The organism is Lentzea indica (genome assembly GCF_012184385.1).
Taxonomy (GTDB): Bacteria; Actinomycetota; Actinomycetes; order Mycobacteriales; family Pseudonocardiaceae; genus Lentzea; species Lentzea indica.
The window spans coordinates 1-14,781 of record NZ_VSRL01000224.1 but is presented as its reverse complement, the minus strand read 5'-3'; the positions used below and the strand labels follow the sequence as shown (position 1 = coordinate 14,781).

At 67.9% G+C, this 14,781-nt stretch carries 9 protein-coding genes and 1 pseudogene; 3 read left to right on the top strand and 7 right to left on the bottom strand.

Annotation, left to right across the window (positions count from 1 at the left end):
- Positions 1-895: AAA family ATPase (locus FXN61_RS38210; RefSeq protein WP_167978784.1), on the top strand; the 895-nt coding region annotated here is incomplete at its 5' end.
- A gap of 1 nt (position 896) precedes the next feature.
- Positions 897-5,288, top strand: coding sequence for an FxSxx-COOH system tetratricopeptide repeat protein (gene fxsT / locus FXN61_RS38205; RefSeq protein ID WP_188135944.1), 4,392 nt, complete (start codon positions 897-899; stop codon positions 5,286-5,288).
- Here fxsT and FXN61_RS38200 read toward each other — a convergent pair.
- From FXN61_RS38200 to FXN61_RS38185, 4 genes are all read right to left on the bottom strand, one after another.
- Entirely contained in the window at positions 5,171-7,105 is a 1,935-nt protein-coding gene (locus FXN61_RS38200; protein ID WP_246292523.1) for an HEXXH motif domain-containing protein, read from the bottom strand. The two genes, fxsT and FXN61_RS38200, sit on opposite strands and share 118 nt — an antisense overlap.
- 4 nt (positions 7,106-7,109) lie before the next feature.
- Positions 7,110-7,253, bottom strand: a complete 144-nt coding sequence (locus tag FXN61_RS38195; RefSeq protein ID WP_246292521.1) for a hypothetical protein — start codon at positions 7,251-7,253, stop codon at positions 7,110-7,112.
- Positions 7,254-7,467: 214 nt separating this feature from the next.
- Positions 7,468-7,674: a DUF397 domain-containing protein gene (locus FXN61_RS38190; RefSeq protein ID WP_188135943.1), complete on the bottom strand. Its 207-nt coding sequence runs from the start codon at positions 7,672-7,674 to the stop codon at positions 7,468-7,470.
- Positions 7,671-8,534, bottom strand: coding sequence for a Scr1 family TA system antitoxin-like transcriptional regulator (locus tag FXN61_RS38185; protein WP_167978782.1), 864 nt, complete (start codon positions 8,532-8,534; stop codon positions 7,671-7,673). Before FXN61_RS38185 ends, FXN61_RS38190 begins: the two co-directional genes overlap by 4 nt.
- A gap of 300 nt (positions 8,535-8,834) precedes the next feature.
- Between FXN61_RS38185 and FXN61_RS38180 the strand changes: the two genes are divergently transcribed.
- A complete protein-coding gene (locus tag FXN61_RS38180; protein ID WP_167978781.1) occupies positions 8,835-9,518 on the top strand; it encodes a hypothetical protein in 684 nt (227 codons plus the stop codon).
- Between the two features lie 15 nt (positions 9,519-9,533).
- Here FXN61_RS38180 and FXN61_RS38175 read toward each other — a convergent pair.
- The 3 genes and pseudogenes from FXN61_RS38175 to imuA' form a co-directional block, all read right to left on the bottom strand.
- Positions 9,534-12,820, bottom strand: a pseudogene (locus tag FXN61_RS38175) (error-prone DNA polymerase).
- Positions 12,821-12,883: 63 nt separating this feature from the next.
- Complete coding sequence (locus FXN61_RS38170; protein WP_312878320.1) at positions 12,884-14,386, bottom strand: DNA polymerase Y family protein; 1,503 nt, start codon at positions 14,384-14,386, stop codon at positions 12,884-12,886.
- On the bottom strand, positions 14,383-14,781 hold a 399-nt coding region (gene imuA' / locus FXN61_RS38165), incomplete at its 5' end, for a DnaE2-dependent mutagenesis accessory factor ImuA' (protein WP_512698762.1). The genes FXN61_RS38170 and imuA', both read right to left, overlap by 4 nt.

Here is a 14,781-nt window from a genome sequence, read left to right as displayed (position 1 = left end):
CGACGGCGAGGCGAGCCGCAGACTCGGTTCGGAGTTCCACCTGACCGAGCAGCACGTCGATCCCCGCGAGCTCGACATGGTCAACGCGAGCCTGTACCTGCGCCGGCCCCTGCTGCTGACCGGCAAACCGGGCGTCGGCAAGTCCGCGCTCGCGTACCGCATCGCACGCGAGCTCCGGCTCGGGCGGGTGCTGAGGTGGCCCATCACCACCCACACGACCCTGACGTCCGGCTTGTACGGCTACGACGCCATAGGTCGAGTGCAGGCGGCCGCGACCAGTCAGCAGCGAGCCGACGACAACGCGGAGGAACCCCCGATCGGGGATTTCATCAGACTGGGCCCGCTGGGCACCGCGTTTCTGCCGAGGAAACTGCCGCGCGTTTTGCTGATCGACGAGCTGGACAAGAGCGAGGCCGATCTGCCGAACAACCTCCTGAGCATTTTTGAGGACGGCGAGTTCCTCATCGACGAATTGGCTCGAATTCGTCATTGGTCGCCGGAGGTGAGCGTGCACACCGCCGACCCGAACGGGACGGCGACCGTTGCCGGCGGCCGGGTCAGGTGTTACGCGTTCCCGATCGTCATCATGACGAGCAACGGTGAACGGGAATTCCCACCCGCATTTCTCCGGCGTGCGCTGCAGCTGGAAATCAAGGATCCGAACGTTGAACAACTGGCCGCAATGGTGGCCAACCACCTGTTGGACACCGAAGGCGAGCATCGCGACCGCCTGGTGCGGGAGTTCGTCGAGAAAAGCCGTGCGGAAAACGGGCTTCCGGCCGACAGACTGCTCGACGCGGTGTTCTTGGCGACTTCGGGCGCCTACAAACCGGACGGCGTTGCCTGGCCGCGGCTGATCGACGCGTTGTGGCGTCGGCTGACGACGGGCCGGTGACATGGGCACGCCCACCGGCGTTCCCGGCTCGCCTGGCAGACGAGGCGGGCCGCAGACCGCCGAGACTTCGGTGCCCGACAGAACCGCACCCGTGATCGACGGCCTCGACTGGGCCGAGCTGGGAGACATCGTCTGGCTGGCCTCTGCCATCCGGCCCGCCCGTCCCGCGGGCACCGAGCCGGAGGACCTGGAGCCGGAAGTCGCCGATCGATCACCCCTCGACACCGGCCCGAGCCGTGAGCCGGCCGCGCGTGAAGCTTCGCCCGTCGAGGAATCCGAGCCCGCCGTCTCGGTACCGCTCGGCGAGCCGCCACGACGCGAGTTCGCAGCGACGCCCGAGGAGCATCCACTGCTCGGCAACGGGGATCGCACCGGCGACGTCCCGCTGATCGATTCGCTGGAGTGCTTCCGGGCGCTGCGACCGCTCAAACGCGAGGTGCGCTCGTGGCGTGACGACGCGGTGGTCCTGGACGAGCAGGCAACAGCGGATCACATGGCGCAAACCGGCCGCTGGTGGCCGGTGACCCGGTCGAGAACGGAGCGGTGGCTCGACCTGACGCTCGTCGTCGACCGCAGCCCGCTGATGGTCCTGTGGCGGTCACAGATCGTCGCGTTCGCCGAAATGCTGACCCGCCTCGGAGCGTTCCGCACGATCCAGATCCGCCTGCTCGACGTCGTCCGGCAGGCCGACGGGTCGACGGCACCGATGCTGCGGGGCGGTACCGCGGACGCACCCCCACGGGATCCCGCCGAGATCGTGGACTCCTCCGGCAGGCGGGTCGTCCTGCTGGTGACCGACGGTGTCGGCGACACCTGGCTGCCGGACGTGCTGCTGCCGATGCTGGCGCGATGGGGTCACACGATGTCGGTGGGCGTCGTCCACCTGTTGCCTCAATGGCTCTGGGGGCGCTGCAGGGTGCGGCCGCATCGGGCCGAGCTGAACGTCCACGGGGCGGTGAGGCCCAACAGCCGCTGGTCGTTCGACCTGCCCGACGCCTGGCTGGAGGCTGATCCCACCGCGCTGACGCGCCCCGGGACCGTGCCAGTGCCGGTGATCGAGATGCGGCCGCGGTGGCTGCGCTGGTGGAGCGGCCTGGTCACCGGCGAGAGCCGCGGCGCGGTCACCGGCACCGTCCTGCTGGCCAGCCGCGACACGCCGGCGGCCGAAGCCGGCCCTTTGTCGCCGCAGGATCACATTCGCCAATTCCGGAGTCAGGCGTCGCCGCTCGCGTTCCGGCTGGCAACGCTGCTGGCAGCGGTTCCAGCGCACTTGGACGTCGCCCAATTGATTCGGCAACGATTCGTACCGGAAGCAGGAGTCGAACACCTGGGGGAATTGCTTCTGAGCGGGTTGTTGTACCCTGCGCATCCCGGGGTCGAGGAGTCCACTCGGGACCCAGGTGCCTTTGTCTTCCCGGAGGCAGTTCGTGAACTGCTACTCAGCGGCGCGCGACGGTCTGAGACCGCCGGCGTTGTTCGGGCTGCCGCCGCCGAGTTCTCCGAGCGGATTCCGGTCCTCGGGCACCTCCGAGATGCGATAGCCGATCCGCACAGCACCCCGGACCCCCCGACCAGCGCAGATCCAGCTGATGTCGAGCTTGAGAGCGCCGTCATGAAAGCCCTCTCCGGCCCATATCTCTCTCGTGCGGACCGGCTGCGCAACGCGGTGCCGCACCATCCTTCCCTTTCGCCGGCTTCTGAATCAATCAAGAAGCCCGCTACCAGGACTGCGAGCGAAGACATGCCCGAATTGGCCGAGCGGCCCAGCGACTCTGCGACTACTTCCGCACCGGACGCCTACGCGGCTCGGCCCAGCGCCACGAACATTCATGATTCGTCCGCTACCTCTTCGGCCTATACCACTTCGTCTGGCCTCCAGGCGTTTCGCAAACGGAACCAGGACGATCCGCCACCCATTTGGGGGAATGTTCCGCCCAAGAACCCCAACTTCACCGGGCGTGAGGAACTGCTCGAACAACTGGGCAAACGCCTCACCGCCGGCGGCACCACCGCGGTGCTGCCCTCGGCGTTGCACGGCATGGGCGGTATCGGCAAGACGCAGATGGCGACCGAGTACATCTATCGCCACGTGCAGGACTACGACCTCATCTGGTGGATCGAAGCCGCCCGCACAACCCAGATCAAAGCCAGCCTCACCGAGCTGGCCAGGCAACTGGGACTGCCGGGTGCGTCCGAGGCGAACACGGCGGTACCGGCGGTCCGCGAGGCGTTGCGCCTCGGCAGGCCGTTCCGGCGGTGGCTCCTCGTTTTCGACGCGGCGGAGAGCCCGGAGGAGGTTCTTCCGTTCTTCCCCACCAACGGCCCTGGTGAAGTGCTCATCACCTCACGCAATCCGGACTGGGCAGGAGTGGCGAGGCCACTCGAGCTGGCGGTGTTCAAACGCGACGAGAGCATCGAACTGCTGGGCAAGCGCGGCCCGGAGATCGATGTCGACGATGCGAACCAGCTCGCCGAGAAGCTCGGAGACCTCCCGCTGGCGGTCGAGCAGGCAGCCGCCTGGCGAGCGATGACGGGCATGCCGGTGGCCGAGTACCTCCGCCTGTTCGACGAGTCGGTGGCGGAGATCCTCGACACCTCCGCACCGCCGGACTACGAGGTGTCGGTCGCCGCAGCGTGGAACGTCTCGTTCGACGAGCTGAAGACGCGCAACCCGGCCGCTCACCAGATGCTGCACATCTGTGCGTTCTTCTCCTCGGAGCCGATCTCCCGAGACCTGTTCACCGGCGTCAGCCGGGTGTCGATCTCTCCAGAACTGGACGCGGCACTGCGTGATCCGATCAAGCTGGCGAGGGCGATCCGCGACATCAACCGCTACGGCCTGGCGAAGATCGACCACGGCAACAACACCCTCCAGCTCCACCGACTGGTCCAGTTGGTCCTCCGCAAACGCGTGATGGCACCGCAGTTGCAGGCCCAGATGCGGCACGGCGCGCACCAGCTGCTCGCCAGCCTCGACCCGAACGACCCCGAGTCGGCCCGCCACTGGCCGCGCTACCGTGAACTGCTGCCGCATGCCTACGCGGCTGACCTCATCGACTGCGAGGACGGCTGGGTCCGTCAGCTCGCGATCAACCTGATGCGTTTCCTCTTCGCGTGGGGTGACCACGACGAAGCCGCCAGGTTCGCCGAATACGCGCGCAAGAAATTCGAACAGCAGCTGGGCCCGACTCATGCGCACACCCTCGACGTGGCCCAACGGCTCGGCTTCTACCTGTGGGGTCTGGGCCGCTACGAGGAAGCCGCCAGGGTCAACCAGCTCACCCTGCAGCGCCGCATCCAGGTGTCCGGAGAGGACAGTGAGGAAACCCTTGCGCTGCAGACGAACATCGTGATCGACCTGCGCGCGAAGGGCGACTTCGCCCAGGCGTCGAAGCTGAGCGACGAGATCTACCACAAGTCCAAGCGGTTGTTCGGTGAGGACGACCCGGAGGCGCTTTACGCGGCCTACCAGCACGCCCTCAGTCTCCGACTCTCCGGGGAGTACCGAGCAGCCGCCGAGCTCGACGAGAGCACGCTGCGGCGACGCATCGAGGTTCTCGGCCCCGACCACACCAGGACGCTCAGCACCAACGCCGCCCTGATCATCGATCGGCGCGAAGCCGGCGAGTACACGCGTGCCCGGATCGAACAGGAGAAGCTGACCGAGCTTTACCGGGCGCGGTTCGGCGAAGACCACCCCGACACCGTGGCGCAGGGGTTCTACCTGTCGGTCGCGAGGCGCAAAGACGGTGAGCACCCGACCGCGCTCGATCTGTCGACCGCAGCTCTCGAACGGTTCACGGTGGCGTACGGCGCCGACCACCCCACCACGATGGCGTGCGCACTGGCGAACTCGATCGACCTGCGGCACTCGGGTGATCTCGCTGCGGCGAAGGCCCTCGGTGAGGAGACGTTCGAAAAGTATCGCCGAAGCCTCGGAGAGCATCACCCGCACACGATCGCCGCCACGGTCGACCTCGCGGTCACGTTGCGGTTGCGAGGCGAGGCGGCCGACGCACGCGTGCTGGACGAGCGAGCACTGGAGCATTACCGCTCAGGCATCGGCCCGAACCACCCCTACGCGGTCATCGCCACCATCAACCTGGCCAGCGACCTGGCGGCCATCGGCGAGACCGCGATGGCGGTGACACTGGATCAGGATGCGGTCGAACGCGCCGAGCGCGTGCTGGGGATCAACCATCCCACGACGCTGGCGGCAGCGATCAACCTTGGTCTCGACCTCCGTGCGACAGGACGGACGGAGGAGGCCGAGCCCTACCGCGGCCCGATCCTGGACAGGTACCGCAAGGTCCTCGGGGAGGCCCACCCCGGAACCATCGCCGCCATCAAGGGTGCGCGTGCGGACTGCGACATCGACCCGATGCTCATGTAGGAGCCAATGGTCCGGAGACGACCTGGCCGATCCATGAGGCCAGGCTCTCCGGGGTCGGCACCTGATGCGCGGTGTGCTGGAGCACCCGGTGCACCGCGCGTACCAGTTCGGGACAGTGCAGCAATGCCCCTTGAGGCCGGGCCTGGTCCAGTCGCCGCGAGCGCGAGACCGAGCCCGACCAGCGATGCCGGCCGGTCCGGATCCGCTCGCAGCTCCGCGCGGTAGTTCCTCACCGCGTCAGCGAATCTCCCGCTGGCGTAAGCGAAGTCGGCCGGGGTCGCATCGGGGACGGTCTGCCACAGGTCGTGCAGATCGGCCCCCGTCAGGCCGAGCCTGACCAGGTCGGCGCGGCTGTGCGACCACGGCCCGTCCGGAACCGGTGTCGGCGGCAGATCCGTCTGCACCGGCGTGACGGGTGGCCGGGAACGCCCGGTCAGCCAGGCGTTCGCCAGTTCCCTCACGACCGCGGGATCCGGCCGCAGGTGGCGGATCCGCCAGCCGGCCCGGTGATCGGCGATGGCCGCGTCAGCCAGTTCCGCGATGTCATCGGGAACCGGCTCGTGCTGCCACGATCCGAGGACGTCGCCGACGCCGTCCAGGAACCGCCGCCCCGCGTCGGTCAGCGTTTCGTCGTCGCGCAGCACCACCAGGGTGTGCCACGTCTGGGCACGCCAGTAGGCGAACTCGAACATCGCTCGCCGGGCGAGCACGCCGGTCCGAGTGGTGGCAAGAGCTCGCCAGAACGCGGTCACTCCGCAGAACGCGTAGACACCCTGGAGCGCACCACGAAGTGGCCTCGGGTCGTCCCGCCACGAGACGTAGATCCGTTCCCGCGGATCGTCGTCGTACAGCTGGACCAGGTGCAGGATGCCGCCGAGCACGATGTGCTGGAACTCGTGGAGGAGCGTGGCCGCCAGTTCCGCACCGTCCGGCGGGCGTCCCACGACGGCACTGCCGAAGGCCTCGCCCGTCGACGCGCTCAGACTCCGGAACGGCACGCGAGGCTTGGGCACCAACGAGTCCAGCCCGACCGCGAGGGAGCGAGCGAGATCGGGCACGGCCTCGACGAGCAGCTGCCACGCCTCGGTGAGCAGCCAGCGCCACGCGCCGAGCTCGGCGCTGTCCAACCGCTGCGGTGGCACCGGCTCGTAGAGTCCGCGATACGGATCGAGGTCGTCCAGACTCACCGAAAACCGATTCCGCCCCGCAGTCACGCCGCACTGCCGGACACCCCACCAGCCGGGACCGTCGGCACCAGGAGAATCCGGCAGCCGCACCACGCCGACTTCGTTCGCGACCGTGTAGGTCCCACCGCCACCACGCACTTCGGCCACCGAGAACGGCTCCGGGGAACGCAGCCGAGCCACTCCGAGCGACGGCAGTACCGCGTGCTCTCCCCACACCGGGACAGCGATCTCGAAGCTCAGACCGGCCCTGATCGCCGCAGCCGCCGCGATGGCGTGCAGGTGGCCGAGATGAACCCACAACGGGCACACCCCGTCGATGCCGTCGCGCAACAAGCGGGTCGTGTAGCCGGCCCAGCTCCCGGTGTAGGGGTGCGCGAGCAGCCGGTCGAACGCCTGCGGTGACGCGTCCTCGACCCGTGCGAGCAGCTCCAGGACCGCCTCCAGCGGCGGCATCGGCCCGAACAGCTCAAGCGACTTCGCCGAGGTCTCCGACAGCCCGTGCAGCAACAGCTTGCGGCGGCTGCGCTCAGCTCGACGCAGCCGCCGCACCATGGACATGTCGCCCTCCAGGCGTGCCAGGGCGTCGAAATCGCTCCAGGGCATCTGGTGGAACGCGGTACCGGGTGTCATGCCATCAGTCGATCCGCTCACCACCGCCGCTGTTGCTGGATCTGCGGATGACCCGCACGAGGCTGGCGCGTTCGACCACGTGTCGCACGGAGTCACGGAGGGTTTCACCGTCGAGCTCGCGCAACTTGGTAAAGGGAACCCTGTCCACGTCGATCAGTTTTGATTCGATGCCAGGTTGACTACCGGACGGACTCATCTGTCGATCCCCTCACGCCGTGACCCGGTCAGAGCAGGCAACTCCATGATGACTCAAAGACGAGCTGTTCCGGTAGGCCGATGTCAGACCCCCTACTACGCCGATACGACCAGAGGTGCGGATTGCGAACTCAGCCGCCGGCCACCGGAGCGGCGCGGCGGGACGTTCAGGAAAGCTGTTCCAGGAATGAATGCCAGGCTTTCACGGAAATCCTCAGCACGGGCTGGCCGTCACGTCGATCCTTGCTGTCGCGAACCAGGACGTCGCAAGTGCCGAGATTGACTTCGACACAACTGCCCGAAGCGTTGGAATAGCTGCTCGTGAACCAGCCACTCCGACCACGGGGGGACGCTGAGACCTTCTGGTCGATCAATCCAGCTCCTTGATGCGCTGATGAATCAGTTCCAACGACTTCGGTGCGCTCAGCGTGTGTTTGAGCGCGTCCTGATAGGTGAGCATGATGTCCCGCACCTGACCGGCATCATCGATGACGCCTCTCGTGGTAACGGTTTCCTGCCACACCACGGTCGGTAACCTGGGATTGGGAAATTCGATCAGGTGGACGGTCGCGGCTCCGAACAGTCCGCAAGCAGTGGCCGTGAAAGGAATGACCCGGACTTCAAGCCGGTCCTCGCGCCCTTCGATGCTTCGCGCCAGCTGCTCCAGCTGATGACGAAGAACGGCAGGTCCACCGATTTGTTGCCGGAGGGCCGCCTCACTGACTATGGCGACCAACCTCAGCGGAGATTCGTCGACGAGTCTCCGCTGCCGGCGAAGGCGGACTTCAACGCGCTGGTCGACCTCGACTTTTCGAATGGTGGCATCGGGAGTCATGATGGCCCTGGCGTAATCGGCCGTCTGAAGCAGGCCCGGGATGAGCAGGCTCTCGTAGCACCGAACGGTCTCGGCGCTGGCTTCCAGGCCGATCAGCCGCTGGAGATCGCTGTCGAGCAGGTTCCCGTACCGCATCCACCAGCCGCGCTCCTTGGCTGCCGCGCGGAGCTCGAGCAGCTCCTGTCGCTCCTCCGCGTCGAACTCGAGCAGCTCCACAAGCTTGATCAAACTCTCCTCGGAGAGGATCTTGCGCTCGTTCTCGACGGCAGACCAGTAGTTGCGTGAGAAGCCCAGCGCCTGGGTGATGACCCTGACCTCTGTGCCCGTCTGGTCGCGTTGCTGCCGAAGCCGGAGCGCGAGCTCCCACGCTGCGACGACGGGTGACGTCGGCAGGGGCACGACCTCTCCTTTCGGCGGCATCTGGTCAGGTGAACTGCACGGGTGTATCGACCGTTTGAGCAACCAAACGCTGAACCGGACGCACTTCGGGTTACTGTAACCACAACTCGCGTGGTTACCGCAGCGCCGAGGTGGAAAGTCCCCTCATCGTCGGTGTGACTCGCCAAGTCAAACCGCGATGGCATCCGAGGTCTACCGACTACGCCATGTGAGTCGAAACCGTGCGCCACCGGGTTGCCGGTCGGCGGAACGACGCTGCCGCAACACCTTCGATGCCCGAGGCCGTAGCCGGGAGGAACGATGATGAGCAGTCCCGAACCCGAGCCGAGCGAACTGCTGGTCGTAGCCGGGGACGAGCGCCTGACGCTGACCACGGCGCACTGCACGATCGTGGCCGCGGACATCGAGGGTTTCGGGCAGCACAACCGGAACAACATCAACCAGGTGAGGATTCGGCACGGCATGTACAAGGCGATGCAAGCCGCCTTCGACGCCGCCGGCATCCCCTGGTCGTCATGCCGTCGCGAGGACAGAGGAGACGGCGTGCTCGTGCTCGCCTCTGCGGACGTGCGCAAGACGTTGTTCGTCGACCACCTCCCGAACGCGCTCGTCGAGGCGTTGAAGCGGCACAACCGGATCCACCCGCCGCGAGAGCGGATACGGTTGCGGCTCGCCCTGCACGCGGGTGAGATCAACTACGACCAGCACGGTGTGACCGGATCCGCGATCAACCACACGTCCCGGTTGCTCGACGCAGAGGTCCTCAGAAGTGCGCTGGCGAACTCCTCGGCAGTACTCGCGGTCATCGGCTCCGCCTGGTTCTTCGACGAGGTCATCCGGCACAGCGAACTCAGCCACGCCAAGGCCTACCGGCGGGCGGAAGTGTCGAACAAGGAGACCACGACCCAGGCCTGGGTCCGCCTGCTCCGGCCACCCGTCGTGCGCCGTTTGCATGCACCGCCGCGCAACGGTCAGAACCTGTGACCGGTCGCCGTGAGCTCAGCGGAAGTCGCGGGACCGGGACGGGATGCGCAGGTCGAGGTGCTGCAGGCGGTCGGCCATCAGGCTGACCACGCCTTCCGCTGACTCGACCACGCCTCGCACGAGCATCGCGCCGCTGCTGCGCGCCACCCGCCGATACCGCGCCCACAACCCAGGCGAGCACACGACGTTCACCATCCCGGTCTCGTCCTCGATGTTGAGGAACGTGACCCCGCCCGCCGTCGCCGGCCGTTGCCGATGCGTCACCGCACCGCCGATCAGCACTCGCGTTCCGGGTTCCACCGAAGCGAGCGCGGAGGTGGGCAACGCGCCCATCGAGTCCAATGTGGACCGGACGAACTGGGTCGGGAAGCTGTCAGGGGACAGGCCCGTGGCCCAGACGTCCGCCACCGCCAGTTCGACGTCGTCCATGCCTGGCAACGAAGGGGCGTCGACGCCGACCGTGGTGCCCGGCAGGCGATCTGGCCGGATGGCGGCCACCGCACCGGCTGCCCACAGCGCCTCGCGGCGTTGGAGGCCGAAGCACGCGAAGCGCCCGCGGTGGCCAGGGCTTCCACCTGGGCGGTGATGAGCTGCACGCGCGTGCCGAAGTCCTCCATGTCGCGGAACGGTTGTGCCGCAACGATTCGCTCGGCGTCCGCGGTGCCGATGCCGCGCACGGCCTCCAACCCGATCCGAACGGCGTTGACGCCCTCGAAAGGCTCCAGGCCTGCGTGTGGGAGTGACGCGTTCACACACGGGCCGAGGACCGTCACGCCGTGGCGGCGGGCGTCGATCACCAGGGACTGCGGGGAGTAGAAGCCCATCGGCTGGGCCCGGAGCAGGGCAGCGCAGAACGCCGCCGGGTAGTAGAGCTTGAACCACGCGCTCACGAACACCAGGTGCGCGAAGGACAGGGCGTGGCTCTCCGGGAAGCCGAAGTTGGCGAACGCCAGCAGCTTCGCGTAGATGCGACCGGCGAGCTCGTCGTCGATGCCGTTGCGGTGGCAGCCCTCGTAGAAGCGGTCGCGCAGGCGTTCCATGCGGGCGGTCGAACGTTTGGCGCCCATCGCGCGGCGCAGTTCGTCGGCCTCCGCGGCGGTGAAGCCGGCCACGTCCACCGCGATCTGCATGAGCTGTTCCTGGAACAGCGGCACACCGTAGGTCTTCTTCAGCGCGTTCTCCAGCAACGGGTGGTCGTAGTCCCACTCCTCGACCTTGTTGCGGCGCCGGATGTACGGGTGCACCGAGCCGCCCTGGATCGGGCCAGGCCTGATCAGCGCGACCTCGACGACGAGGTCGTAGAACTCGCGCGGCTTCAGGCGCGGCAGCGTTGCCATCTGCGCGCGGCTCTCGACCTGGAAGACGCCGACGGAGTCCGCCTTCTGCAGCATCTCGTAGACGCGCTGGTCCTCCAGGTCGACCTTTCCCATGTCGACGTCGACGCCTTCGTGGTCGCGCACGAGGTCGATGGCGTAGTGCAGCGCGGAGAGCATGCCGAGGCCGAGCAGGTCGAACTTCACCAGGCCGATGGACGCACAGTCGTCCTTGTCCCACTGCAGAACCGTGCGCTTGTCCATGCGTGCCTTCTCCACCGGGCACACCTCGCTGACGGCGCGGTGGCAGATCACCATGCCGCCGGAGTGGATGCCGAGGTGGCGCGGGAAGTTCTCCAGCTGCGCGGACAGCTCCAGCACGTCGCGCGGGATGTCGCAGTCGTCGGTGGTGACGCTGAGCGGCCCCCACCTGTCTATCTGCTTGCTCCACGCGTCCTGCTGGCCCGGCGAGTGACCGAGCGCGCGGGCCATGTCACGCACGGCGGAACGGGCGCGGTAGGTGATGACGTTCGCGACCTGCGCCGCGTGCCGGCGGCCGTACTTCTCGTAGACGTGCTGGATGACCTCCTCGCGCCGGTCGGACTCGATGTCGACGTCGATGTCGGGAGGTCCGTCGCGGGCGGGGGCGAGGAAGCGTTCGAAGAGCAGGTCGAAGCGGACCGCGTCGACGTTGGTGATGCCGAGCGCGAAGCACACCGCGGAGTTGGCGGCGCTGCCCCTGCCCTGGCAGAGGATGTCGTTCTCCATGCAGAAGTTCACGATGTCGTGCACGACGAGGAAGTAGCCGGGGAAGCCGAGCTGTTCGATGATCTTCAGCTCGTGCTCGATCTGCCGGAACGCTTTCTCGTTGTCGTCCTCGTACCGCCGGCGCGCACCCTCGTGGGTGAGCTGGCGCAGCCAGCTGCTCTCGGTGTGGCCCGGCGGCACGTCGAACGGCGGTAGCTGCGGCGCGACCAGCCGCAGGTCGAACGCCAGCTGCATGCCGAGCAACGCGGCGTTGTGCACGGCGCCGGGGAAACGGCGGAACCGGTGCCACATCTCCTCGCCGCTGCGCAGGAACGCGGCGGGTGACGGCGGCAGCCATCCTGCCATGTCGTCGAGGCTGCTTCGCGCACGCACGGCGGCCATCGCGGCGGCGAGCCTGCCACGGCTCGGCGTCGCGTAGTGCACGGCGTTCGTTGCCACGACAGGGAGTTTGAGCTTCTGCGCCATCGCGTTGAGGATGTCGTTGCGCCTGCTGTCCTCTGGCAGTCCGTGGTCGGTCAGCTCGACGTAGACGCGGCCTTTGCCGAACAGCTCGGTGAGCCTGACGATCTCCTGGAAGGCCGCCTCCGGGCCCTCCCTGGTGAGCGCTCTGCGGACGGTTCCCTTGCGGCAGCCCGTCAGCACCACGACCTCACCTGCGGTGTCGGCCACGATCTGCTCGACGTCGTAGACGGGTTTGCCCTTCTCCGCATCGTCGTCGAGATGACCGGTGGTGAGCGTGCGACACAACCGGTGGTACCCCTCCTGTTGGCGCGCAAGGAGAAGAAGGTGATCGCCCTCGGGATCCGGTTCGCCGTTCGCGGGCTTGCCGAGCCCGATGCTGAGCTCGGCACCGAACACCGTGTGCATCCCGAGTTCCTTGGCGGCCTCGGCGAAGCGCACCACGCCGTACATGCCGTCGTGGTCGGTGATCGCGATGGCGTCGAGCTTGAGCCGTTGTGCCTCCTCGACGAGCTCCTCGGGGTGGCTCGCGCCGTCGAGCCAGCTGAAGTTGGAGTGGCAGTGCAGCTCCGCGTACGGCACGCGCTTGCGGGTGACCGCGAGCTCGTCCACGCGCAGCTCGAAACCCGGCGGCGCGGCGTACCTGTCGCGGTGCCGTGACCACCCGGGACCGTCACCGCCGTCGGGTTTCTGCTCGACGGGCTTGCCGGAGAGGGCGCGTTCCAGCTCCCTCCAGCGGACCGGCGGGTTATTCCAGCCCATCAGGTGCCTTGCGCGGCAACGGGATCAGGATGTCCAGCAGGTCCCACTCCTGGTCGTCGAACATCAGTCGTACACCCCTTCCAGAAACCATCTTTTGTTCCTGCGGATCAGCAGGAACGCCTGGTCGTTCGTCTGCACCTGGATGCGCGCTGCCCGATGCGGGTCCTGCGCCCACCACCGCTCGTCGACCGGCCACGGCCCGGCCCACGCGATCACTTCCTGCGTTCTTCCGTTGACCGCGAGCTTTTGGGGCTTCGCGGTGAGTTCGAGGCGGCCGGTCACGCCGATCTCGTTGCCGTCCGCGTCCCTCAGGTCGGCGGGGTCGTCGGCGAGCGTCGCGGGTGCCCTGGTGAGCCGGCCTGGCCACGGGTGGTCCGGGTTTTGCGCCGCCACCCGCTCGTCACCCCACGGCACGAGCCTGACCTGCTCCTTCGGCCCTCTGCCGCCGTCGAGCACCGGCGTGAGAACGCTGTCCGAGCCGAGCAACCCCTGGACGTGCAGGAGTGCTCGCACCGCGCGTTCGTCGTCATGGCCCCACAAGCCGAGCTGCAGCGCGGTTCCGTTGACGACCTCGACCGGTTCGAGGGTGAGCGTCCTGATGCCGGAGGTGAGACGTTCGCGGGTGAGCCAGCCGTCGAGCTGCCAGCGCACCCGGTCCGCGATTCCCCGTGGTGTCAACGGTTCCGCGGCCCGCCACACCCGGTGCAGCTCCTCGTCGTTCTCGGTGCGGGCGTGGATGCCGAGCCGCGTGCAGGCGAGACTTCTGGTGGTGAGGTTCTCGTGGAGCCGTTCCGAGAGGATCTTCGCGGCGAACGCGGCCGCGTCGATGCGTTCGACCGGCTCGTCGAAGGTCTCCGTGACGGCCAGTTCGGGGGCGGGCCTGCGCTTGTCGAGCGGACGTTCGGGAAGGCCGCGTGCCAGGCGGTGCTGTCTCGTGGCCGGCCCTCCGAACCTCGACGCCACCGCGTTCTCCGGCACGTCCGCGAACGCGCCGAGCGTCTTCAGGCCGAGCCTTCGCAGCAGATCGACCAGTTCCGGCGCGTCGAGCTCGTGCACGCCCAGGGGTCTGAGGAACTCCGCGGTCCGGTTCAGCGGCACGATCACGTTGCGGTGCGCGGCTTTCGTGGCCGCGAAAAGGCTGTCTGCCACGCCCACCTGGGCTTCTGTGCCGGTTCGTGTCGCGATGTGGTCAACGATGCGTTCCGCCGCCTGCTCCGCGGACTTGAAGTAGCCGATCGGCCCCTGCGCCGGCACCGCGACCAAGCCGGGCTGCACGACCTCGATGCCGGGCGCGAGCTCCTCGACGGCCTCCGCGACCGGCTCGAAGAACCTGGCATCGCGCTGCGGGTCGTGCTCGAAGGTGATGAGCTCCGGGCACATCGACTCGGCCATGCGTTTGCGCATGGCCCTGCGGATGCCCTCAGTGCGCGCCACGGCCGAGGTGGACACGATCTCGTTGCCGTCGACGACCGCCACCGGCACGTGCTGGCCGGTGCCGGTGGCGGTGCAAGCTGCGACGACGGGCCAGTCCGGGCACCAGACCGCGAGCAGACGAGTGTCCTTCACGCGGGCTGCTCTCGCGTTGTAGCCCGCCTGGCGGCCAGCTCGTCGACCCGGTCCGGACCGGCATCAGCCGGCTCGTCGGACCCGGCCGGTTCGCCGGCCACCAGCGGGAGCTCGATTTCCTCTTCGCCGAACGTCAGCAACACGTGCTGCGGCCGTCCCGCCGAGCCGCGGCCACCGCTGCGCACGCTGATCTGCTGGCGCCGCAACGTCTCCGCGCCGTCGTCGAGGGGGTTCCAGCGCACGGACTCCGCGGTCAGCTCCACGTCGGGCGAGGGCCAGGAACCGAAGGCGATGAGCACGGCGCGGCGTTGGCGGGCGCGGGCAGTGAGGCGCCGCGCGAGCGAAGGAGGCAGTGGGCAGGCGACGGCCACCAGGTCGACGCCGTCCAGCAGGGC

Coding starts and splice junctions, on each gene's coding strand:
- fxsT (WP_188135944.1), top strand. CDS start 897: ATGGGCACGCCCACCGGCGTTCCCGGCTCGCCTGGCAGACGAGGCGGG.
- FXN61_RS38200 (WP_246292523.1), bottom strand. CDS start 7,105: ATGACACCCGGTACCGCGTTCCACCAGATGCCCTGGAGCGATTTCGAC.
- FXN61_RS38180 (WP_167978781.1), top strand. CDS start 8,835: ATGATGAGCAGTCCCGAACCCGAGCCGAGCGAACTGCTGGTCGTAGCC.